The 22,556-nt window shown below is 67.3% G+C and carries 23 protein-coding genes; 8 read left to right on the top strand and 15 right to left on the bottom strand.

The window, feature by feature from the left end:
* Positions 1–127 precede the first annotated feature (127 nt).
* On the top strand, positions 128–1,918 hold the full coding sequence (locus tag LQ953_RS14255; protein WP_231031658.1) for an AcrB/AcrD/AcrF family protein: 1,791 nt from the start codon (positions 128–130) through the stop codon (positions 1,916–1,918).
* Here the strand turns inward: LQ953_RS14255 and LQ953_RS14250 are convergent.
* From LQ953_RS14250 to LQ953_RS14225, 6 genes are all read right to left on the bottom strand, one after another.
* The gene (locus tag LQ953_RS14250) at positions 1,875–2,519 is read right to left on the bottom strand and encodes a MarC family protein (RefSeq protein ID WP_231031575.1); all 645 of its coding nucleotides are present in this window, start codon (positions 2,517–2,519) and stop codon (positions 1,875–1,877) included. The two genes, LQ953_RS14255 and LQ953_RS14250, sit on opposite strands and share 44 nt — an antisense overlap.
* The gene (gene folD / locus LQ953_RS14245) at positions 2,516–3,418 is read right to left on the bottom strand and encodes a bifunctional methylenetetrahydrofolate dehydrogenase/methenyltetrahydrofolate cyclohydrolase FolD (protein ID WP_231031574.1); all 903 of its coding nucleotides are present in this window, start codon (positions 3,416–3,418) and stop codon (positions 2,516–2,518) included. The genes LQ953_RS14250 and folD overlap by 4 nt, the downstream gene beginning before the upstream one ends.
* Positions 3,408–3,716, bottom strand: coding sequence for a DUF167 domain-containing protein (locus LQ953_RS14240; protein ID WP_231031573.1), 309 nt, complete (start codon positions 3,714–3,716; stop codon positions 3,408–3,410). The genes folD and LQ953_RS14240 overlap by 11 nt, the downstream gene beginning before the upstream one ends.
* Positions 3,717–4,019, bottom strand: a complete 303-nt coding sequence (locus tag LQ953_RS14235; protein ID WP_231031656.1) for a YggT family protein — start codon at positions 4,017–4,019, stop codon at positions 3,717–3,719. It lies immediately after the preceding gene.
* A 79-nt stretch (positions 4,020–4,098) separates the two neighbouring features.
* Positions 4,099–4,998 (bottom strand): acetylglutamate kinase, encoded by a 900-nt coding sequence (argB, locus tag LQ953_RS14230; RefSeq protein ID WP_231031572.1) that lies wholly within the window; start codon positions 4,996–4,998, stop codon positions 4,099–4,101.
* Positions 4,999–5,039: 41 nt separating this feature from the next.
* Positions 5,040–5,720, bottom strand: a complete 681-nt coding sequence (locus LQ953_RS14225) for a queuosine precursor transporter (protein ID WP_231031571.1) — start codon at positions 5,718–5,720, stop codon at positions 5,040–5,042.
* 138 nt (positions 5,721–5,858) lie between these two features.
* On the opposite strand from LQ953_RS14225, the gene LQ953_RS14220 reads away from it, so the two are divergent.
* Together LQ953_RS14220 and LQ953_RS14215 are read left to right on the top strand one after the other, a co-directional pair.
* Positions 5,859–7,157, top strand: a complete 1,299-nt coding sequence (locus LQ953_RS14220) for a NupC/NupG family nucleoside CNT transporter (RefSeq protein ID WP_231031570.1) — start codon at positions 5,859–5,861, stop codon at positions 7,155–7,157.
* 4 nt (positions 7,158–7,161) lie between these two features.
* Positions 7,162–7,596, top strand: coding sequence for a hypothetical protein (locus tag LQ953_RS14215; RefSeq protein ID WP_231031569.1), 435 nt, complete (start codon positions 7,162–7,164; stop codon positions 7,594–7,596).
* On the opposite strand, the gene LQ953_RS14210 is transcribed toward LQ953_RS14215, so the two are convergent.
* Positions 7,563–8,432, bottom strand: coding sequence for a 3-hydroxyacyl-CoA dehydrogenase NAD-binding domain-containing protein (locus LQ953_RS14210; protein ID WP_231031568.1), 870 nt, complete (start codon positions 8,430–8,432; stop codon positions 7,563–7,565). The two genes, LQ953_RS14215 and LQ953_RS14210, sit on opposite strands and share 34 nt — an antisense overlap.
* Positions 8,433–8,500: 68 nt before the next feature.
* On the opposite strand from LQ953_RS14210, the gene LQ953_RS14205 reads away from it, so the two are divergent.
* A complete protein-coding gene (locus LQ953_RS14205; RefSeq protein ID WP_231031567.1) occupies positions 8,501–9,496 on the top strand; it encodes a DUF1176 domain-containing protein in 996 nt (331 codons plus the stop codon).
* Here LQ953_RS14205 and egtD read toward each other — a convergent pair whose 3' ends face one another.
* Genes egtD through gluQRS form a run of 5 tightly spaced genes read right to left on the bottom strand, consistent with a single transcriptional unit; the run spans position 9,497 to position 13,470 of the window.
* A complete protein-coding gene (egtD, locus tag LQ953_RS14200) occupies positions 9,497–10,462 on the bottom strand; it encodes an L-histidine N(alpha)-methyltransferase (protein WP_231031566.1) in 966 nt (321 codons plus the stop codon).
* Positions 10,463–10,464: 2 nt separating this feature from the next.
* On the bottom strand, positions 10,465–11,733 hold the full coding sequence (gene egtB / locus LQ953_RS14195; RefSeq protein WP_231031565.1) for an ergothioneine biosynthesis protein EgtB: 1,269 nt from the start codon (positions 11,731–11,733) through the stop codon (positions 10,465–10,467).
* Between the two features lie 51 nt (positions 11,734–11,784).
* A complete protein-coding gene (locus tag LQ953_RS14190; RefSeq protein WP_231031564.1) occupies positions 11,785–12,342 on the bottom strand; it encodes a cob(I)yrinic acid a,c-diamide adenosyltransferase in 558 nt (185 codons plus the stop codon).
* A 51-nt stretch (positions 12,343–12,393) separates the two neighbouring features.
* Positions 12,394–12,624, bottom strand: coding sequence for a twin transmembrane helix small protein (locus LQ953_RS14185; protein ID WP_231031563.1), 231 nt, complete (start codon positions 12,622–12,624; stop codon positions 12,394–12,396).
* Positions 12,625–12,633: 9 nt separating this feature from the next.
* Positions 12,634–13,470 carry a tRNA glutamyl-Q(34) synthetase GluQRS gene (gene gluQRS, locus LQ953_RS14180; protein ID WP_231031562.1) on the bottom strand — a complete coding sequence of 279 codons (837 nt, stop codon included), beginning with the start codon at positions 13,468–13,470 and terminating at the stop codon, positions 12,634–12,636.
* Between the two features lie 101 nt (positions 13,471–13,571).
* Here gluQRS and LQ953_RS14175 point away from each other — a divergent pair, with 101 nt between their 5' ends.
* The 4 genes from LQ953_RS14175 to LQ953_RS14160 all read left to right on the top strand — a co-directional run bounded on the left by LQ953_RS14175 (position 13,572) and on the right by LQ953_RS14160 (position 18,481).
* Entirely contained in the window at positions 13,572–14,138 is a 567-nt protein-coding gene (locus LQ953_RS14175) for an HNH endonuclease (RefSeq protein ID WP_231031561.1), read from the top strand.
* 80 nt (positions 14,139–14,218) lie between these two features.
* Positions 14,219–16,465, top strand: a complete 2,247-nt coding sequence (locus tag LQ953_RS14170; protein ID WP_231031560.1) for a transglycosylase domain-containing protein — start codon at positions 14,219–14,221, stop codon at positions 16,463–16,465.
* Between the two features lie 52 nt (positions 16,466–16,517).
* Positions 16,518–17,525 carry a threonine aldolase family protein gene (locus tag LQ953_RS14165; protein WP_231031559.1) on the top strand — a complete coding sequence of 336 codons (1,008 nt, stop codon included), beginning with the start codon at positions 16,518–16,520 and terminating at the stop codon, positions 17,523–17,525.
* Between the two features lie 50 nt (positions 17,526–17,575).
* A complete protein-coding gene (locus LQ953_RS14160) occupies positions 17,576–18,481 on the top strand; it encodes a DMT family transporter (protein ID WP_231031558.1) in 906 nt (301 codons plus the stop codon).
* Here LQ953_RS14160 and LQ953_RS14155 read toward each other — a convergent pair.
* Genes LQ953_RS14155 through LQ953_RS14145 form a run of 3 tightly spaced genes read right to left on the bottom strand, consistent with a single transcriptional unit; the run spans position 18,391 to position 22,553 of the window.
* Entirely contained in the window at positions 18,391–19,227 is an 837-nt protein-coding gene (locus tag LQ953_RS14155; RefSeq protein WP_231031557.1) for an SDR family NAD(P)-dependent oxidoreductase, read from the bottom strand. The genes LQ953_RS14160 and LQ953_RS14155 overlap by 91 nt on opposite strands.
* A gap of 39 nt (positions 19,228–19,266) precedes the next feature.
* A complete protein-coding gene (locus LQ953_RS14150; protein ID WP_231031556.1) occupies positions 19,267–20,886 on the bottom strand; it encodes a M20/M25/M40 family metallo-hydrolase in 1,620 nt (539 codons plus the stop codon).
* A gap of 2 nt (positions 20,887–20,888) precedes the next feature.
* Positions 20,889–22,553 carry a M28 family metallopeptidase gene (locus tag LQ953_RS14145; RefSeq protein WP_231031555.1) on the bottom strand — a complete coding sequence of 555 codons (1,665 nt, stop codon included), beginning with the start codon at positions 22,551–22,553 and terminating at the stop codon, positions 20,889–20,891.
* Positions 22,554–22,556 lie beyond the last annotated feature (3 nt).

Genomic DNA, 22,556 nt, shown 5'->3' with positions numbered 1-22,556 from the left:
TTCAGCTTGCCCTCGCCCAAGCCGCCGCCCTAATGCGGGACACGGAGCGAGGAAAGTCATTTTGAAGCTGAAGGCAGTGGGCGGGTTCCGCCTGGATCATGAATTGAACCGCCATTGGCTCGGCTGGATGCTCGCCTTCTGGGGCTGCGTCGTCGCCTGGTACCTGATCCAGCGCGAGGGCAACATTCATTGGCTCGTCCTCACCGATACCGACGACAATCTGCGGCTGGCGCAGGTACGCGCGCTGCTGGCCGGCCAGGGCTGGTATGACCTGCGCCAGTACCGGCTCGACCCCGCGCTCGGCGGGTTCGACATCCACTGGTCGCGCCTGGTGGACCTGCCGATCGCCGGACTGATCCTGTTGCTCCGTCCCTTCCTGGGCGTGGAAGCGGCAGAGCGCTGGGCGTGCGGATTGGCGCCGTTGCTGCCGCTCATCGTGACGATGACCGCGCTCGCGCTGACCGTTCGCCGGCTGGTGTCGCCTTATGCCTGGCCGATGGCGATGCTGGTGCTGATGAGCTGCACCTCGACCATGGCGATGTATGCGCCGATGCGGATCGACCATCATGGCTGGCAGCTGGCCTGCCTGGCGATGGCAGTGGCGGGGCTGGCCGACCCGAACCGCGCACGCGGCGGCGCGACGGTGGGCCTGTCGAGTGCGGTGTCGCTGACCATCGGGCTGGAGATGCTACCCTATTGCGCGATGGCCGACGGGATCATCGTGCTGCGCTGGATTTGGGACCGTGCGGACGCGCGCCGCATGGCGGTGCATGGCCTTACCCTGGCTGGGGGATCGGCGATCGGCTTCGCGCTGTTCGCCTCCGACGCCAACCAGGTGCTGCGGTGCGACGCGCTCACCCCGGTCTGGCTCAGTGTGATGGTGGCGACCGGCAGCCTGTTGTTCGCCATGTCGCTTGCCCCGGCGAACAGCCGCTGGGTCCGCTTCGCACTCGCCGCAGTGGTGGGCGGCGCCATTGTCGTTGGCTTCGCGCTGTTCTTCCCGCAGTGCCTCGGCCGGCCCGAACAGGTGTCGGACGAACTGGCGCGGACCTGGCTCAACAATGTCCGCGAGGCGCGGCCGATCTACAAGCACCCGCTCAAGAACGTCTTCCCGATGGCGGCGCTGCCGGTGGTGGGGATCATCGGCGCGCTGCTCGCGACCTGGCGGGCGCGGCGGACCGCCGCGGCGTCAGCCTGGGCGGCGATCGCGCTGTTCACGACCTTCGCCGGTGCGATGCTGCTGTGGCAGGTGCGCGCAGGCCCGGCCGCGCAGATGCTCAGCGTGCCCGGCGCCACCGCGCTCGCCTGGATCGCGATCCCCTGGTTCCTGAAGCGGACCAATGTGGCAGTACGCATCATCGGTGCGCTGGTGGTATTCCTGATCGCGACCGGCCTGTTCGCCGGACTGACGCAGAAGCTGCTGCCGGCCGACAAACCGGCCAAGGGCGTGCCGAGCAAGGTGGGCAAGGCCAACGCGGCATGCGCGCGCCTGTCCTCGCTGCTGCCGCTCAACGCCTATCCCAAGGCCACTCTGTTCAGCCATGTCGACATGGGACCGCGGCTGATCACCACCACCCATCACGACGCGATCGCCGGTCCATATCACCGCAACGGCGCGGCGATCCTGGACGTGCACCACGCCTTTACCGGCCCGACCAGCGAGTTCCGTGGCATAGCAGCCCGGCACAAGGCGCAATATCTGCTGATCTGCCCCGATATGTCGGAAACCACGATCTACCGCTCACGCGGCCCCCGGGGCTTCTTCTCGCAACTATATCGGGGGCAGGTGCCGAACTGGCTGGAGCCGATGGCGCTGCCCGCCAACTCACCCTTGAAGCTGTGGCGGATACGCTATGACCTGCCCGACGCGCCGGTCAGTGGCCGGTCGCGGCCCGCCCAGCGACCAGCGAGGCCGTGATCCCGTCGATCACGAACTGAGCGGCGAGCGCGGCGAGCAGCACCCCGAGCAGCCGTGACACCACTGCCTCGATCTTGGCGCCGACCAGCCGCATGAGCGGACCTGCGGCAAGCAATGCGACAAGGGTGAGCAACAGGATCGCGATCATGGCCGCAAGCACCACGATGCTATGGCCCAACCCCTGCGTCTGCGACATCAGCAGCATGACCGAAGCGATCGAGCCGGGCCCGGCGATCATCGGCATGGCCATCGGGAAGATGGAGATGTCGGTGATCTCCTCATCCGCCTTCACCTTTTCGGCACGGTCCTCGCGACGTTCAGTGCGGCGCTCGAACACCATCTCCAGCGCGATCAGGAACAGCATGATGCCGCCGGCGATGCGGAAAGCATTGAGGCTGATGCCAAGCGCACGCAGCAGCGCTTCGCCGAACAATGCGAAGCCGAACAGGATCGCGGCGGCGACCAGCACCGCGCGAACCGCCATGGCGCGGCGATGTACCGCGCTCGCCCCCGTCGTCAGCCCCGCAAAGATCGGCGCACAGCCGGGCGGGTCGATCACCACGAAGAACGTGATGAAGGCGGAGACGAACAGCTCGATCATGGGCGAACAGGCCGATCGATGCTGGCGAGAACATCAGCCGCCAGCGGCACGCCCGCATTGCGGTGCGCGGCGACCAGCGTGTTGCGCAGCAGGCAAGCGATGGTCATCGGGCCGACACCGCCCGGAACGGGGGTAACGGCGCCTGCGACCGCCATCGCGCTGGCAAAGTCCACGTCGCCGACCAGCTTGCCATCGACTCGGTTGATGCCGACGTCGATCACGGTGGCGCCGGGCTTGATCCATTCGCCCTGCACGAAGTTGGCACGGCCGACCGCGGCGACGACAATGTCCGCGCGGGCGACATGGCCGGCAAGGTCGCGGGTCCGCGAATGGGCCAGGGTCACGGTGCAGCTCGCTTGCGTCAGCAGCGCCGCCATCGGCTTGCCGACGATGTTGGATCGACCGATCACCACCGCGTCCAGACCCGACAGGTCGCCAAGCCGATCCTGGAGCAGCATCAGGCAGCCGAGCGGCGTGCAGGGCACGAAGCCGTCGATTCCCGTCGCCAGCCGACCGGCATTGACCGGGTGAAAGCCGTCCACATCCTTGTCGGGGCTGATGCGCAGCAGCACTTCCTGCTCGTCGATATGGCGCGGCAGCGGCAGCTGGACGAGGATGCCGTCCACCGCCGGATCGGCGTTCAGCTGTTCGACCAGCGTCAGCAGGGCTTGCTGCGAAGTGTCGGTAGGCAGGCGATGCTCGAAGCTTTCCATGCCGGCCTCGCGCGTCGACTTGCCCTTGGAGCGGACATAGACCGCCGAGGCTGGATCTTCGCCGACCAGCACCACGGCAAGGCCGGGTGCGCGCCCCGCCGCCGCCTGGAAGGTGGGAACCTGCGCCGCGACGCGGGCGCGAAGGCCCGCCGCGAATGCCTTGCCGTCGATCAGTTCAGCCGTCATGCGCCTCCCCATAGAGGCTGCGGGCGATCTGTTCCAGCGTTGCAACGTCTCCGACGATGGCAAGCCGCTTCAGCCGCGACGTTTCACCGGCGAGCAGCGTGACGGCGCGGCGTGCAACGTTGAACTGCTTTGCTACCAACGCGACCAGTGCAGTGTTCGCCGCGCCTTCCACGGGCGGCGCGGCAAGGCGGGCGGCGAAATGGTCCGCGGTGCCCGCCGCGAGCATGTCGCGCGACGCCCGCGGGGTCACGCGGACGGCGATCTCGATCCCGTCAGCGCTGCCCCGCCAGGCGGGCACTCAGCCCGGATAGCCCGGATTAGCGATCTGCATCATCAGCCAGGGAATCAGGTAGTTGTTGAGGATGTAGAGGATCAGCAGCACGACCAGCGGCGAGATGTCGAGCGCGCCGAAATCCGGCAGCACCCGGCGGATCGGGCGATAGACCGGCTCGGTCACGACCTTCAGCCCGTTCCACAGCGAGCGGACGAACTCGTTGTACGTGTTGATCACGTTGAACGCGATCAGCCAGGACAGGATCGCCTGGGCCACGATGATGAAGGTGAAGACCGTCAGTAGCAGCTGCACGATCTGCAGGAGCATGATCAGGAAGGAATTCAAGATTGTCTCCGCGGAACTCGGTTGATCCGACGATATAGGAAAGCTTTGGCGGGAAACACCCTCAAGCGTGGACGAGCGTGCCCGCGCCGCGCCGGGTGAAGATTTCGAGCAGAAGCGCGTGGGGCACGCGCCCGTCCAGGATCACCGCCGCGTCGACACCGGCCTCCACTGCCGACACGCAGGTCTCGACCTTGGGGATCATGCCGCCCGAGATCGTGCCGTCGGCCTTGAGCGCAGCGATCCGCTGCGCGTCCAGGTCGGTGACGAGGTCGCCCGACTTGTCGAGCACGCCGGCGACGTCGGTGAGCAGGAAGAAGCGGGCCGCGCCGCACGCGCCCGCGATAGCGCCGGCCATGGTGTCGGCGTTGATGTTGTAGGTATGCCCGTCGGCGCCCAGCGCCACCGGCGCCACCACGGGGATGAAGCCCTGCGCCGCCAGCGAGTGGAGGATGGCGGGATCGACCGAAACTGGCTCACCGACAAAGCCCAGGTCGACATGCCGCTCGACGCCCTGGAGCGGATCGGCGCCGCGGCCTTCGACCTTGCGGGCAGTGACGAGCGCGGCGTCCTTGCCCGAAATGCCCACGGCCTTGCCGCCGGCCTGGCCGATCCAGCCGACGATTTCCTTGTTGATCGATCCGGCCAGAACCATTTCGGCGATGCGCGCGGTCTCCGCATCGGTGACGCGCAGCCCGCCGACGAACTGCGACTCGACGCCCAGGCGCTTCAGCATCGCGCCGATCTGGGGCCCACCGCCATGCACGACGATCGGATTGATGCCGACCGCCTTGAGCAGCACCACGTCGCTGGCGAAGCGGCGCTGCAGGTCCGGATGCCCCATAGCGTGGCCGCCATATTTCACCACAAAAGTCGCGCCGGCATAGCGCTGCAGATAGGGCAGCGCTTCAGTCAGCGTTTCTGCCTTGGCCAGCAGCGCGGGATCGGGTCCGTGATCGGTCATCCGCGCCCCTTAGGCGCGGCGAACCCGGCCCGCAATCTTCCTCAAAGCGCGCGGCGGCGATCGAGCATGCGGCCAATGCCAACGAACACATAGATCAGCAACGGCACCAGCACGGCGCTGAGCACTACCTTTGCCACCATCTGGCCGACCAGCAGCGGACCGATCGGGAACTCGTTATAAAAGGCGAGCGTCACGAAGATCAGCGTGTCGACGATCTGGCTGAGCACGCCGGCAATGCCCGCGCGCAGCCACAACAGCTTTCCCTGCCCGCCCTTCAACGCGCTGAAGATCGTCACGTTCAGCGTCTGCGACACGCCATAGGCGACGATGCCGGCTCCCCAGATGCGCCACGTCGCGCCCAGCACGACCTGAATGGCGTCACGATTTTCCGGGATCATCTCGGGCGAGGCCGGCAGGGCATAGACCAGCCACGACAGCACCATGGAGGTGAGCAAGGGGACGAAACCGATCTGCACCAGCCGGTTCGCCGTCGACCGGCCATGCAGTTCGGCCACCGCGCTCGACACCGCTACCAGCAGCAGGAACGCGAAGATCCCCGCCTCCACGGCAAGCGGGCCAACGCCGACCCATTCGCCGATCCGCGACAAGGGGCCCAGTGACACCTGCTTGTTGCCGAGCACGCCGGCGATACACACCATTCCGCCGTAAAAGATCGAAAGCGCGAAAAGCGAGCGCGTGCCCGCGGGCCGGGAAATGTCCATCCGCGCGACGCTAGCGGCAAAGCGGTCGCTCCGGCAAGATGCGTGCGATCCCGCTACTGGCGAGAATCCGCGCAGCGTGTATGGTCCCGCTTTCGCTGGCCAATTCGACGCGCCGGCCTTGGGACCCGCTTTCACCGCATGAATCACTTCCCGATCGGCATCTTCGGCGTGCTGGCCATTCTGGCGATCGCCTATGCGCTTTCCACCAATCGCCGGGCGATCCGCTTTCGGGTGGTGGGCGCCGCATTCGGGCTTCAGGTCCTGATCGCAGTGCTGGTGCTGCGCACCGGCTGGGGCCAGGCAGTGCTGCACGGCATGTCGAACGGCGTGTCGGCGCTGCTGGGCTATGCCGGCGAAGGCACCAGCTTCCTGTTCGGTCCGCTTGCCAGGCCCGAACTGGGCGGCACCAGCTTCGCCATTGCCGCGCTGCCGGTGATCATCTTCTTCGCCGCTTTGGTGTCGATCCTCTACCATCTGGGCGTCATGCAGTTCGTGATCCGCTGGATCGGCGGCGGCATCGAAAAGGTGATTGGCACCAGCAAGGTCGAGTCGCTGTGCGCGGCTGCCAACATCTTTGTCGGCCAGAGCGAATCGCCGCTGGTGATCCGTCCCTATCTGGCACGGCTCACCCCGTCGCAGCTATTCGCGGTGATGAGCGTCGGCATGTCGGGCGTCGCGGGCACGATTCTCGCCGCCTATGCCAGCCTGCTCGGGCCGGCCTCGCTCCCGTACCTCCTCGCCGCCTCGTTCATGGCGGCGCCGGGCGGGCTGCTGATGGCCAAGATCATCATGCCCGACACGCCCGCCGCGCCGGAAGGCGAGCTGCCGCTGGGCGATGATCCGGAGGAAGAGATCATCAAGGTCGCCGAGCACGACCTGGAGGAAGAGCGCGCCGCCAACCTCATCATGGCGGCGGCGAGCGGTGCGTCGACCGGCGTTAAGATCGCAGTAGCGGTCGGCGCGATGGTGCTGGCGTTCGTGGCGCTAGTGGCGCTGGCCAACGGGCTGCTGGGTGGCGCGGGCAACTGGGTCTATTATGTCAGCGGCAATGCCGACTGGGCCATGTGGTTCAAGGATCTGAGCTTCCAGAAGATCATCGGCACGGTGTTCGCGCCGGTCATGTACCTGCTCGGCATTTCGTGGCGCGAGGCGGTGCAGGCCGGCGGACTGTTCGGGACCAAGGTGGTGCTGAACGAGTTCGTGGCGTTCATCCAGCTGGGCGCCACGCCCGATCTCGCCCCGCGCACCAAGGCGATCATTACCTTCGCGCTGTGCGGCTTCGCCAATTTCAGCTCGATCGCCATCCAGATGGCCGCGACGGGCAGCCTGGCACCCAACCAGCGGGCGATGATCGCCAGGCTCGGCTTGCGTGCGCTGGTAGCGGGAAGTCTCGCCAACCTGATGTCGGCGGCACTGGCGGGGCTGTTGCTGCCCTGAGCCGATGGCCGGCAGGAGCCTTCGTGTTCGCTGCGTCTACGCCGCCTGCCTGCTGGGCGCGACCTACAATCATGTCGTGATCGTCGCACGGCACGGACTAGCGTGGGACTATGGCGGTGTAGGCTGGGTGAGTGCGGCGTTCTGGACGTCGCTCACCTTCTTCGACCCGCTCGCCGTCGCATTGCTGTTCGTTCGCCCACGCACTGGCGTCGTCGCCACCGGCATCATCATCGTTACCGACGTTGCGCACAATCTGTGGATCGTGGCGCATTTCGCTCCTCGCGGGAGGTTCTTGGCCTCAGTCGCTGCCGATCCGTTCATGGTATCGCAGATTGCCTTCCTGCTGTTTGTCGGTGCGACTGCCCGCTTGGCATGGCCTCCGCCCCAAGAGGCAGTCGCACACGGTCAGCGCGTCGGCACGGGCTCCGCGCCCGAATAGTCGTAGAAGCCGCGCTTGGTCTTGCGGCCGTACCAGCCCGCTTCGACATACTTCACCAGCAGCGGCGCCGGGCGGAACTTGGGATCGCCTGTGCCCTCGAACAGCACGCGGGTGATCTCCAGGCAGGTGTCGAGGCCGATAAAGTCGGCCAGCGTGAACGGGCCCATCGGATGGTTGAGGCCGAGTTGGCAGGCCGCATCGATGTCCGGAATCGTTGCAACGCCCTCACCCAGCGCGAAGCACGCCTCGTTGAGCATCGGCATCAGCACGCGATTGACGATGAAGCCCGGCGCATCGTTGGCGTGGACGATGCGCTTGCCCAGCCGCTGGCCGAACGCTTCCACCGCATTCACGGTCGCGTCGGCGGTGGCGAGGCCGCGGATCAGCTCGATCAGGCCCATCACCGGCACGGGGTTGAAGAAGTGCACGCCCATGAAGCGCGCCGGATCGGGCGCTGCCTGGGCAAGACGCGTGATCGGGATCGACGACGTGTTGGAAGCCAGGATCGCGTCGGGGCCGAGCACCTTGCCCACCGCCTCGAAGATGGTGCGCTTGATCGCCTCGCGCTCGGTCGCGGCTTCGATAACCAGATCGCAAGGCGCCATGCCGGAGACGTCATCGAGCGGCTGGATCAGGTCGAGCGCGGCCTGCGCGTCGGCCGCGGTGATCTTTTCCTTGTCCACTGCGCGGGCAAGCTGCTTGGCGATGCCAGCCTTGCCGGCCTCGGCACGGGCGAGGTCGACGTCGGACAGCAGCACCGTATAACCCGCCTGCGCCGATACCTGGGCGATGCCGGCACCCATCTGCCCTGCCCCGATTACGCCTACCGTTCGCATCATCCGTCTCCATGCATTGCTTTGCGGTGCCCCTACTCCGCCCGGGGCATCGCGGCTAGACTGGCGCAATGCTGACGATCGCCCTGCTGCTCGCCGCCCTTCAGGCTGTTCCTACGCTCGGCACCGAAAAGGGGTTCGGCGACTGGGACGTCGCCTGCGACAACATTCGCGCATGCGAGATGACCTCGCTGATGCGCGAGGATGCCGAGTGGCCGGACGATGGCCCGCTCAACGTGTCGATCGCCCGCGAAGCCGGCGCGGCGGCAGGGTTCGCCGTAACGATCGACACCGGTTCGGCGAAGGGACCGGTTACGGTCAGGATCGACGGATCGGAACTGGCCCGCGCCACGCCGACCAATGGCGCTATCCGCTTCAGCGGGGCCGAAGCCGCGCGGATCGTGGCGGCGATGGCGAACGGCACCGCCATGCGGATCGAGCATGGCGGCAAGCTGCTGACGACGGTGCCGCTCAGCGGATCCTCGGCTGCCTTGCGCTTCATCGATGCCGAGCAGGGGCGTGCGGGTACCGTCACCGCGGCAGTGGCCAAGGGCACGCGACCAGCGTCGAGCGTGCCGGCCGCGATCGCACCGCCGCAAGTGGCTGCGCTGCGTGCTTCGGGCAAGCCGACCGTGATTACCAAGGCGATGCAGGCGCAGATGGAGAAGCTCGCCGGCTGCGATGAGGAAGGGGACGCATCGCAGGAAGTCACCACCGCATCGCTGGGCGGCGGGGCTACGCTGGCGCTGCTGCCGTGCATGTCGGGCGCGTACAACACGCTGCTGGTTCCCTTCGTGGTGCGTCGTGGCAGCATCGCGCCCGCCGATATCGACTACAGCAACGAAGGGACGGACAGCGCGCCGATGCTGTTCAACGCCTGGTGGGAAGAAGATCGAAGCATTCTGAGCAGCCGGGGCAAGGGCCGCGGGATCGGCGATTGCGGCGAGTCGGCGGAATATGTGTGGGACGGACGCCGCTTTCGCTTGGTCGAGCTGCGGTCGATGGAGCAGTGCCGGGGATCGACCAACTGGCTGCGGCGCTGGACGGCGCAGCCAGTGTTCCGCTGATCACGGCGCGCGCGCGACCGGCTGCGCTTCGGCCAAAATCAGGCTGAACCAGCCCTGCGGATCGGTCCATTCGCGCACCGGCGTCCAACCGCCGGCGCGCAGCATCAGCCGAGCGCCGCGCTCGCCATATTTGTGGCTATTCTCGGTGTGGATCGTCTCGCCCGCGGCCATGGCAAAGGAGCGGCCCTCGACTTCGAAGGCGACGTCGCGGGTGGCCTCCAGGTGCATTTCGATGCGCGAAGCTTCGTCGTTCCAGATCGCCCTGTGGCGGAAGGCGTTCACCGGCACGGTGCCGGCAAGCTCGCGGTTTATGCGCTCCAGCAGGTTCAGGTTGAACGCGGCCGTGACCCCCTGTGCATCGTCATAGGCGGGCACCAAGATGTCAGGCGACTTCACCCGGTCCATGCCGATCAGCAGCCTGGCGCCTTCGCCCAGCCAGGTGCGCATCACCCGGAGCAGGTCGACGGCCTGATAGGCGTCCATGTTGCCGATGGTGGAGCCGGGGAAGAACCCCAACTTAGGCAGACCCGCGACCTGCTCGGGCAGCGGCACCGGACGGAGGAAATCGGCCTCCAGCGGCAGCACCGCCAAGCCAGGAAAGTCTGCGGCGAGTTCGCGCGCCGACTGGCGGAGGAAATCGCCCGAAATGTCGATCGGCACGTAAGCGGCGGGATCGATGCAGCGCAGCAGGATCGGCGTCTTGGCCGAGGAGCCCGAGCCGAACTCCACCACCGCCGCGCCCGGCGCCACATCGAGTTCGGGGCAGATCCGGTCGAGCAGCGCGGCTTCGGTGCGGGTGGGGTAATATTCGGGAAGCGCAGTGATCGCCTCGAACAGTTCGGAGCCCCGGCGATCGTAGAACCACCGCGCCGGGATCGCGCGCGGCCGAGCGGCGAGGCCGCTCAGCACGTCGGCCCGGAAATGCGGGTCGGCCAGGCTCGCCTCCCCATGGCTCGGCTTCAGCATGGTCAGAGGTCCTTCGCCAGGCGGACGCCAGTGAACTGCCAGCGCTGGTGCGGGTAGAAGAAGTTGCGGTAGCTCGCCCGGGCATGGCCGCGTGGCGTGGCGCAGCTCCCCCCACGCAGCACGAACTGCCCGCTCATGAACTTGCCGTTATATTCCCCCACTGCACCGTCGGGCGCACGGAAGCCGGGATAAGGGCGGAAGGCACTGCCGGTCCATTCCCACACATCGCCGAAAAAGGCAGGGCCGCCGGTCGACGGGCGCGGCTCGACCGGGCCTGCGCTGTCGAGCTGGTTGCCACCGTTCGGGTCGTGCACAGCGGCGGCCGCTTCCCATTCGAACTCGGTGGGCAGGCGCGCGCCGGCCCAGCTGGCATAGGCGTCTGCCTCATAGAAGCTGACGTGAGTAACCGGCGCGGCGGGGTCGATCGGGCGGCGCCCATCCAGGCCGAAGCGGGTCCACACGCCATCCTGCTGGTACCAGTATAGCGGCGCGTCGACTCCCTCGCGCTGCACCCATGCCCAGCCATCGGAGAGCCAGTGGCGCGGCTCGCGGTAGCCGCCGTCGGCGATGAAGCCGGCCCATTCGTCGTTGGTGACGGTCCGGTCGGCCAAGGCGTGGGGATGGAGCAGCGCGCGGTGCCGCGGTCCTTCGCAATCAAAGGCAAAGTTTAGAGAAGTTGAGGCCATCGCGCCGATTTCGACTTCGCCGGTGGTCCCTTCGATCCAGCCGGTGGGCCCGGGCATGGCGACGGGCACCTTTGGCGCGCCCGGCCACACCGCCGGTTCGAGCGGGTTGACGGAGAAATGGTGGAGGATGTCGGTGAGCAGCAGCTCCTGGTGCTGCTCTTCATGATGACACCCCAGCGCCACCAGCGCCTCCGCCTCGGGCGGAAGATCGGGCAGCGCGGCAAGCACCGCCTCGGTCACCGCGGCGCGATAAGCGAGACTCTCGTCGAGCGAGGGACGCGACAGCATGCCGCGGCGCGGGCGGGCATGGCGGACGCCTTCGGCTTCGTAATAGCTGTTGAACAGGAACGGGAAGCGTTCGTCGTGGATGCGGTAGCCGGGCACATGATCGCGCAGCACAAAGGTTTCGAAGAACCAGCTGGTATGCGCGAGGTGCCACTTAGCGGGCGAAGCATCGTCCATCGACTGGATCGTCGCATCCGCGTCGGACAATGGTGCGACAAGCGCTTCGGACAGCGCCCGCACCTGCGCGAAACGCAGCGCGAGTGCCGAACAAGCCGGGGCCGGGCCGCGCTCTGTTCGCATGATGTTCTCGTACTCCGCGGCGGCAAATGAGTCAACGCCGCATGATCCAGGTTAGCGGGATGCGCCTGGAACCCACAGAACGTCTCCGCCGCCGCGATGGTTCACCAATCGTGCAGCCACGAACAAAAGATCGGACAGGCGGTTGAGATAGCGCAGCACCTCGCCGCGCACCGGCGCGGTTTCGTTTGCCGCCACGGCACTGCGCTCGGCACGCCGCGCGATGGCACGGGCGAGATGCAGCGCGGCCGCTCCCCCCTCGCCCGCCGGGAGTACGAAGCTGGTCAGCGGCGGCAATTCGGCGTTGAGCCGGTCGATGCTTTCCTCCAGCCAGTCGATCTGGCTCTGAACGACGCGGAGCGCACCTGCGATCTCGGGCGGTGTGGCCAGATCGGCGCCAAGATCGAACAGGTCGTTCTGGATACGCGCGAGCAGATCGTCAAAGTCACCGGCACCAAGCGCGGCGCGGGCCACACCGATCACGCTGTTCGCCTCGTCCACATCGCCGATCGCGGCCATCCGGGCATCGCTCTTGGCGACGCGGGATCCATCGACCAGGCCGGTGGTGCCGTCGTCGCCGGTGCGGGTGTAGATCTTGTTGAGCTTGACCATGCGAGCCGAAGTAGCGGCCCTACCGGTCAAAAGCGAGGACGTGGTTGCGCCTCAGCTGCCGGCCGAGGCGAACAGCAGGATGATCGCGATCAGGCCGATCGCCAGCGCCTGGAGCAGGATGCGCTGCTGCATCAGCTTGTTGGATTTGAGCGCGCGCTCGCTGGGCCCGTCGCCCTCCAGATCGGCCTGAGTCGTGCCGGCCATGTTCACCAGCCCCCGGATGAGGACGAACAGGACCGCGAGGATCACGGCCACGAGCAGGAGGACGAGGAAAAGGTTCATGGTGTGAGCCTACGCCTTTGCCGCGGCGAATCCAACCGGAAGCAGTCCGGCGCGCAGGCGATCGGCCAGCGCGCGCCCATCCTCGCCAGCCAGCCGCAGCGACTCCAGCGTGGGAGCGCCATGGCGCTTGGCGAGGCGCTGGCCGTCGGGGCCGCTGAGCAAGTCGTGGTGGCGATATTCGGGGGTCGGCAGATCGAGCAGCGCCTGGAGCAGCCGGTGTACATGCGTCGCCTCGAACAGGTCCTTCCCGCGCACGACATGGGTGATCCCCTGCGCCGCGTCGTCGAGCGTGACGGCAAGATGATAGCTGGCTGGCGCATCCTTGCGGGCGAGGATCACGTCGCCATGCGAGAGGGGGTCGGCGCGCACCCGGCCAGCGAAGGCGTCGTGCCACCATAGATCCTCCCGGAGCGCACGCTCCACATCCAGGCGCCAGCTGTGCGGCCGGGAAAGGTCAGCGTCCGCGCGCCCACGGCAGGTGCCCGGATACACCGCCCCCTCCCGCCCATGCGGGGCGGACAGGCTGGCGGCGATGTCGGCGCGGGTGCACACACACGGATAAAGCAGCCCCATGCCGCGCAGGCGGTCGAGCGCGGCTTCGTACAGGTGCAGCCGCTGCGACTGGAAGGTCACCTCCCCATCCCATTCCAGCCCCAGCCATTCCAGGTGCCGCAGGATTCCATCTACATGCTCGCGCCGGCTGCGGGTGCCGTCGATATCCTCGATCCGCAGGCTGAAGCGCCCGCCCTGCGCACGGGCAAAGTCATGCGCGGTAATCGCCGAGAATGCGTGGCCCAGATGCAGCCGTCCGGTGGGGCTTGGTGCGAAGCGGGTATGGACGGTCATGGTTTCGGGGCCTTGACCGCGAGTCAGCGGCTGTGCTGTCATGACGGCGTCACGCTTGTTGGCAAAGACAGCGCGGCGTAACAATCAGGGCGAGGGACTGCATGTACCATCCCGATCTGATCCGCCATCCGGACAGCTGCCCCGCGCTGGTGCTGAACGCCGACTATACGCCGCTCAGTTATTATCCGCTCAGCGTCTGGCCATGGCAAACCGCGATCAAGGCATTGTTCCTCGAACGCGTCGACGTCGTCTCCTATTACGAACGCGAGGTGCGAAGTCCCACCGCGAGGCTGAAGCTCCCTTCGGTTATCGCGCTCAAGCAATATGTTCGACCTTCGCAATTCCCCGCCTTTACCCGTTTCAACCTGTTCCTGCGCGACAAGTTCAGCTGCCAATATTGCGGCTCCCCGCGCGACCTGACCTTTGATCACGTGATACCCAGGGCCCAGGGCGGCCGCACCACTTGGGAGAATGTCGCGACGGCCTGCGCGCCATGCAACCTCCGCAAGGGCGGACGCACTCCCAAAGAAGCAGCGATGCCGCTCCATATCCGGCCGATTCGTCCGACCAGCTGGCAGTTGCAGGAACATGGCCGCCGCTTCCCCCCGCACCACCTGCATGAGACCTGGCGCGACTGGTTGTACTGGGACGTCGAGCTGGAGGCTTGAGCATCACGCTGTATCACTTTACTAGCACACGTCGCCGTTAAGCCTTTGAAACCGGTACGGCGATCTCCTAGGATTAGTGGATGGCGCGTGACTCCGGCTCTGACGACACAAGATTTACCCTGCGGCGGCGCGTGTCGGAAGACGAGGGCGAAGCGGCGCGGGACTGGCGCCCGGTAAGCGCCCCGCGCCCCGAACCGCTTGACCTGACGGGCGGGCTGCCGTCGTTCCGCGAAGCGTTTCCCAACGCCGGCACGTCCTATCGTCAGGCGCCGCCAGCGCCGCCACCTCCGCCCACGCCGCCGCCGCCCGAAGCCGGCGCGTACGAGCCGGAGGACTATTCCACCAACCTGCCCGCCCCGCCCCGCCGTCGGCGCAACGTCCTGCGGTGGATCAGCCGCGGCATCGCCGCGCTGCTCCTGCTGTTCTTCGTGGCGGTGGGCTGGCTGGCGGTGACAGCACCGCTGAACAAGTCGCTCCAGCCGCCGGTGCCACCTTCCATCACTCTGCTGGCGAACGACGGCACGCCGATCGCGCGGCGCGGCGGCGTGATCGGCGATCCCGTCGACGTGTCCAAGCTGCCCGAGCATGTCCGCGACGCGTTCGTGGCGATCGAGGATCGGCGTTTCTACAGCCATTGGGGCGTCGATCCGCGCGGCATTCTGCGCGCGGCATGGCACAATACCACTTCGGACGGCCGCTCGCAGGGCGCCAGCACGATCACGCAGCAGCTGGCGAAGAACGCGTTCCTGACCATGGACCGCACCGCGACCCGCAAATTCCAGGAAGTGTTGATCGCCTTCTGGCTGGAAGCCTGGCTGACCAAGGACGAGATCCTGTCGCGCTACCTGTCGAACGTGTATTTCGGCGACAATGCCTATGGCCTGCGGGCCGCTTCTCAGCATTATTTCAGCGTCGAGCCTGAGCGCATGACGGTGAGCCAGGCGAGCATGCTCGCAGGGCTGGTCAAGGCGCCTTCGCGGCTGGCCCCAACCAGCAACCTGGCCGGCGCGCGCGAGCGGCAGAAGCTGGTGATCGGCGCGATGGTCGATGCCGGGCTCCTGACGGAGCGCGAGGCGCGGCGGGTCCGCCCGGCGGTGCTGCGGGTGAGCAAGAGCACGGAACTGCCCAACGGCACCTATTTCGCCGACTGGGTGCTGCCCCAGGCGCGCGACCGCGCCGGCGGTGTCGCCACCGAGCAGGAAGTGCGCACCACGCTTGACGCCAAGCTCCAACAAACTGCCGAGCGGGTGGTGAAGAGCGCCGGGCTTCGCGGCACCCAGGTGGCGATGGTCGCGATGCGGCCCGACGGGCGCGTGGTCGCGATGGTCGGCGGGCGCAACTACGGCCAAAGCCCCTTCAACCGCGCCACCCAGGCGCGGCGCCAGCCCGGATCGACCTTCAAGCTGTTCGTGTACCTGGCCGCGCTGCGCTCGGGCATGACGCCCGACACGATGGTGGACGATACGCCCGTCACGATCGGCGACTGGAAACCGGCCAACAGCGACGGACGCTATGCCGGGCGCATCACGCTGCGCCAGGCGTTCGCCAAGTCGAGCAATGTGGTGGCGGCACGGCTGACCAATGAACTGGGCGTGCGCGCGGTGACGCGGGCGGCGCGCGACCTGGGCATCTCGACGCCGATCGGCAATGATGCTTCGATCGGCCTGGGCACGTCGGGCGTGTCGCTGCTCGAACTTACCGCAGCCTATGCGGCGGTCGCCAACGGCAGCTATCCGGTACGGCCAAGCGGCCTCGACCAGCAGGAGGAAGCCGATGACTGGCTTTCCAAGCGGCTGGGTGGCGCCAGCCGTATTCCAGGTGGGGAGCTGGAGGATCTGCGCTCGCTGCTGGCGACCGTGGTCGAAGGCGGCACCGGGCGCAGCGCCGCGCTGCCGATCCCGGCCTTCGGCAAGACCGGTACGACTCAGGACGCGCGCGACGCGCTGTTCGTCGGCTGGGCCGGCGACCTGGTGGTCGGCGTGTGGATCGGCAACGACGACAATTCGCCCATTCCCGGCGCCTCGGGCGGCGGATTGCCGGCGCGGATCTGGCGCGACTTCATGGTGCGCGCGATGGACCTGAAGCTGCCGCCGCCCCCGCCGGTTGTCGAAGAAGGCGACAATGCCGTCAGCCTGGACGATGTGCTGAACGGGGTCGGCGACATGATCGAGGGCGCGGGCATCGACACCCAGGTGATCGACCCGCGCGCCGCGCCGTACGAGGGCGAGGAAGACCTCGGTCCGCTGCCGCGGCGCGGGGGCCCCCGCCGCAGCCGTGGCGAGGAGCCGAACGAAGAAGAGCCGCCGGAGGACGATCCGGGTTTCTAACGCACCAGCGACTGGTTGACGCCAGCCGCCGCGCGGGGCCAAGGGGCTGAGCATGCGCTTCTTTTCCGACAATGCCGCTCCGGTTTCCCCCCAAGTGCTTCAGGCGATGGTGGAGGTGAACCAGCTCGACACCGCCTATGATGGCGATCGCTGGTCGAAGCAGCTGGACGGGCAGCTGTCCGACCTGTTCGGCACACAGGTGCGCGCGCTGTGGGTGCCATCGGGCACGGCGGCCAACTGCCTGGCGCTCGCGGCGCTGTGCCCGCCTTATGGCGGCGTGCTTTGCTCGCGCGACGCGCATATCCAGAACGACGAATGCGGTGCGCCCGAATTCTACACCCACGGCGCCAAGCTGATGCTGGTCGAGGGTCAGGGCGCCAAGATCACGCCTGACGCGCTGCGGGCCGTGCTCGGCAATATCCGCAACGACGTGCACCAGGTGCAGCCGCACGCGATCTCGATCACCAACGCCACCGAGTACGGGCTCGTCTACACGCCCGAGGAAGTGGCGGCGATCGGCGATGTCGCGCGCGAACGCGGCCTGGGGCTCCACATGGACGGGGCGCGCTTCGCCAATGCCGTCGCGCATCTCGGCTGCCATCCCGGCGACGTGACCTGGCGCGCGGGCGTGGACGCGCTGAGCTTCGGCTTCGTCAAGAATGGCGGCATGAGCGCCGAGGCTTTGGTGTTCTTCAAGCCCGAGCTTGCCGACGCGACCTTGTACCGCCGCAAGCGTGCCGGGCTGCTGTTGTCCAAGGGTCGCTATCTCGCGGCGCAGATCCTGGCGATGCTCGACAACGACCTGTGGCTTGAAAATGCCCGCGCCGCCAATGCCGCGGCACGGCTGCTGGCCGAGGCTGCCGGGCCGGCGCGGCTGGTGCATCCGGTTCAGGCCAACGAAGTGTTCCTGAAGGCGACGCCGGAGGAAGCCGCTGGCCTGCGCGGGCTGGGCTTCGATTTCTATGACTGGGCACCGGGCGAGGTCCGGCTGGTGACCAGCTGGGATCATGCGGAGGAGGCGGTGCGGACGCTGGCGGACGCGATCGCGAAGCTGGCGTGAGGCGCATCCTCTTCCACGCAAAGCCCAAGATAGAGCCTCCAGTAGAGGCCGTGCCACCCCGTTCGGCGCGGCTGGAAGTGTTGATACCCTTCATACTGGTTACACTGATCTGGGGCTCTACCTGGCTGGTGATTCGCGATCAGCTGGCGGTGGTGCCGCCGAGCTGGTCGGTCTGTTACCGCTTCCTGGTGGCGGGCGTGGTGGTGCTCGGCTGGGCGATCGCGCGCGGCGACGGGCTGCGGCTCCCGGCCAGCGGCGTGCTGTTCGCGGCGTGCCTGGGGATCGCCCAGTTCGTGCTCAACTTCAATTTCGTCTACCGCGCCGAGCTGCACATCACCTCGGGCGTGGTGGCGGTGGTCTATGCCCTGCTGCTGGTGCCCAACGCGATCCTCGCGCGGCTGTTTCTGGGTCAAAGGATGGGCCGGCAGCTGATCGTCGGATCGGTCGTGGCGATGGCGGGCGTAGCGCTGCTGTTCATCCATGAAGCGCGGCTGAGCACGGCGGGCACCGGCGCGGCGCTGATCGGCATCGGCACGGCGGCACTAGGCGTGCTGGCGGCCTCGACCGCCAATGTCATGCAGGCGACCCGCTGGGCCAAGGCATATCCGATGTCGACCGCGCTGGGCTGGGCGATGCTGATCGGTGCGGGCGTGGACGCGGCATTCGCCTGGAGCACGGCCGGCCCACCAGTGTTCGAGATGCGCTGGAGCTATCTGGGGGGCATCCTCTATCTGGGCGTCCTGGGGTCCGCGCTGACCTTCACCATCTATTACCAGCTGATCCGCCTCATCGGCCCTGCGAAGGCGGCCTATACCAGCGTGCTGATCCCGGTGATCGCGATGCTGCTCTCGACGATCTTCGAGGGTTATCGCTGGTCGCTGCTGGCCGGCGGCGGCGCGGTGCTGGTGATTGCGGGACTGGTCATCGCGCTAAGGGCGCGCAGGCCCAACCGGTAGTTGGGATAGGCCGGGCACCAGCCCAGCACGCGCCTGGCCTTACCGTTCGCGACGCGGCGGCTCTCGGTATAGAAGGCGCGCGCCTGCTGGCTTAGTTGGGCATCTTCCAGCGGAACCAGCGGCGGGACGGGTAAGCCGAGTAGCTGGCAGGCATAGGCGATCACATCGCTCTGCGGCGCAGGCTCGTCATCGGCCAGGTTGTAGATGCCTACCGGCGCATCGAAACCCGCGATCACCCCCGACACGATGTCATCGACATGGACGCGGCTGAACACCTGCCCCGGCGCGTCGATACGCCGCCCCTCACCCCGCAGCACCCGGTCCAGCGGCGAGCGCCCCGGGCCGTAGATGCCGGGCAGGCGAAAGACCCGGGCGTTCGGCAGCGCCGCCCAGCCAGCATCGGCAAGCGCGCGGACGTTGCGGCGGCCCGTACCCGTGGGCGCGGTCTCATCCACCCAGGCGCCGCCGGTGTCGCCATACACGCCGGTGGCCGACAGGTAGCCGACCCACGCCGACGCTGCGGCGAGTTCGGCGCCATAGGCTTGCAGGACCGGGTCGGCTTCTCCTGCGGGGGGCACGCTGGATAGGATGTGCGTAGCATGGGCGATCTCGAACGCGACTCGGTCGCGCTCCCCGATCGACAACTCGCCGTCCCGAGTGACGGTGACAATGCGCCAGCCGCGTGGAGCAAGCCGCGCGATCAGCCGCGCGGCGGTGTAGCCCGGGCCGAAGATCAGCAGGCGCATGCGAGCCCGATCCTCCCCCTCCGCGGGAGGACTAGAGCCTTAGTCCGCGCCATGGCCGCCGAACAGCGTGCCGAAGAAGTCACCCTTGTTCCACCGCGGCCGCTCGTCGGCATCCGCGATGGCGCGCGCGGCGGCGTAGTTCACTCGCATGAACTTGGCCGCCGAAGCCCAATCGAAGGGCAGATCCAACTGGTCGGAGGGCTGGTGATAGTCATTGTCGAGGAACAGTCGCTGCTGCGCCGCCCCCTGTCCACCCGGACCGGTATCCACCGACACCGACGGGATTCCGGCCTGCACGAAGCTGTAATGGTCGGAGCGGACGAAGAACATCTCCTCGGGCGCGGGATCGGGCACGACCTTCAGCCCCTCCCCCGCCGCCGCGGCCGCGACCGCAGGCCCCAGCGTCGAACGTTCGCCGCCCAGCACCACCAGGTCCTGGAGCGGATAGGTCAGGATCGGCATGTCGAGATTGAGGTCGGCGACCAGCCCCTGGCGCGGCACGGTGGGATAGGCGGCGAAATAGCTGGAGCCGACCAGCCCCTTTTCCTCGGCAGTCAGCGCCACGAACAGGATCGAGCGGCGCGGCTTCACGCCATCGGCCTGGAAGCGGCGCGCGACCTCCAGGATGGTGGCGATGCCCGCGGCATTGTCCATCGCGCCATTGTAGATCTTGTCGCCATTCACCGCCTGCCCCACCCCGACATGGTCGAGATGCGCCGACAGCACGAGATACTGGTGCTTGAGCACCGGATCGCTGCCCTCGATCACGCCCACCACGTTGCGGCTCTCGAGCATGCGCGTGCGGGTAGGGTTGGCGACGCGCAGCGTGCCGGCAAGCGGCCCGGTGGGGAGCGTCGCGCCGCTTTCCTCCGCCGCCATCACCGCGCGCCAGTTCAGGCGCGATCCGGCGAACAGCTTTTCCGCACCCGCGCGGCTGACATAGCCCACCACCGGCGCGCCGGGCGCGATCATGTTCGGCTTGCCGTCCGCCCCGACCCAGCCGAATCGCTCATAGTCCCAATAGGGTGCCAGCCCCTCGAACGCGTAATCGGCGCGGCGCGTGGCGGACTCCAGGATCAGCACCGCCTTTGCGCCGCGCGCTTGGGCCAGCCGCGCCTTTTGATCGTCATTGCCGAAATGCGCGGCGATGTCGGTGGACAGGCCCTTGGGCACACCGGCGAAGATCGCAACGATCTTTCCGCGCACGTCCAGCCCCTGATAATCGTCGCGCCCGCTCGCCGCGTCGACGATGCCATAGCCGGCGAACACCATCGCCCCCTGCGCGGCAAAGTCGGCGGCGCTGGGCACGGGCTCGTTCAGGAAATCGGTACCGTAGGCGAGCGGCACCGGCTTGCCCGCGCGGGTCAGCGACCATTTCGCCTTGTCGGTCGGGCGGTAGCCGACCAGCCGGACCGGCTGAAACCAGCTGCCGTCCGATCCCGCCGGCTTCAATCCCGCGCCCAGCATCTGCGCCGCCACATAATCGGCGGCGATGTCATAGTCGCGCGTACCCGCCTCACGCCCATGCAGGCTGTCGGCGGCAAGGAACTGGACATGCGCCTTGAGCGCCGCCTGTTCCGGGGGAAGCTGTTGCGCCCGGGCGGAAGGCAGCAGGACAAGCAGGGCTGCCGCCAGCCCCGCCGCCATCCGCACCGGCATCCTCACTTGGCGCCGGGACCGTTATAGAAGGTCCCGAAGAAGTCGCCCTTGTTCCACATCGGCCGCTGGTCGCCATCGGCAATCTCGCGGGCGATGCGGTAGTTCACGTCAACGAAGCGCACGCCCGATTCCCAGTTGATGGGCACGATGCCGATCTGGTCGGACGCCTGATGATAATGGTTCTTCATGAAGTCATCGATCGCCGCGCGGCCCGGGCCACCGGCACCCGGCCACAGGAAGACCGAGGGCACGCCCTTCTTCACGAAGTTATAGTGATCCGAACGCGTGAAGATCGATTCGCCGGGCAGCGGATCTTCCGACAGCGTCACGCCGATCGCCGCGCCCGCCTTTTCCACGATGGGCCCCAGCGTCGAGTGCTGTGCGCCATACACCACCACGTCCTGGAACTTGTAGGTGATGATCGGCATGTCGAGATTGACGTTGGCGACGATGGTGCCCGGCACGGTCGGGTGGTTGGCGTAGTAATCGGAACCGATCAGCCCCTTTTCCTCGGCGGTCACGGCCAGGAACAGGATCGAGCGGCGCGGCTTGGTCTCCGCGTTCTTGAAGCGCTTGGCCTCTTCGATCAGCGAGGCGATGCCGACCGCGTCGTCCAGCGCGCCGTTATAGATGGTGTCGCCCTGCGCGTTCGCCTTGCCCACGCCGACATGGTCGAGATGGCCGGAAAGCACGACGACTTCGCCGGCCAGCTTGGGGTCGCTGCCGGGAAGGTAACCGGCCACGTTATAGCTGGTCATCGGGGTGAGCGCGGTCTTGGAAGTGACGGTCAGCTTGCCCGGCAGGTCGATTGCCTTGAACACCGCGCCGTCCTTTTCGGCCTGCTTGGCAATCGTGGTCCAGGGCGTGCGGGCGCCGGCGAACAGCTTGGCGGCGCCCGCCTTGCTCAGAATGCCGAGCGAAGGCACGCCGGGCACGGCGATATGGCCGGTGCCGTTGGGATTGCCCCAGGTAACGCGCGGGCGGTCCCAGCTGGCGCGCATCATCGCCACGGGATAGCTGCCGCGCCCGGTGCGGGTCGATTCCAGCTGGATATAGCCGACCGCGCCATGGCGTGCGGCGATCTCGGCCTTGCTCGCCGCGCTGGAGAAGTGGGCGCCTTCCTCTTCGGGGAAGCTGCTGGGTGCGCCGGGGAAGAAGGCGACGATCTTCCCCTTGGCATTGATGCCCTTGTAATCGTTGCGGCCCAGGCCCTCGATGCCATAGCCGACGAACACGACCGGCGCCGTCAGGTTGAAAGTCGGCGATTCCGGATTGGCGCCGGGCAGATAGTCTTCGCCAAAGGTCAGCGTGACGGGGCCACGCTTGCCGGTCACCAGCATGCTGCCCTGGTCGGCGGCCTTGTAGCTGACCAGCGGCACCTTTTGCAGATAGGAGCCTTCGTCGCCCATCGGCTTCAGCCCGGCGGCATAGAATTGCGCGGCGACATATTGCGCGGCGATGTCATATTCCGGGCTGCCCGCCTCGCGGCCCTTCAGCGCGTCGGAGGCGAGGAACATCACATGGCTCTTCAACGCCGCCTGATCGGCGGGAAGTTCGGCATTGATGATCGCGTTCTTCTGCGCCGGGGTCTGCGCCGGCGTCGCGTCCTGGGCAAAGGCGGCGGCGGGCAACATGGCTAGGAAAAGCGGCACAGACAGTCGGCGCATTCG

It is taken from the genome of Sphingomonas sp. IC-56, assembly GCF_021043375.1.
Lineage (GTDB): Bacteria > Pseudomonadota > Alphaproteobacteria > Sphingomonadales > Sphingomonadaceae > Sphingomonas.
The sequence above is the reverse complement of the archived record's forward strand: the minus strand, read 5'-3'. Positions and strand labels throughout refer to the sequence as shown.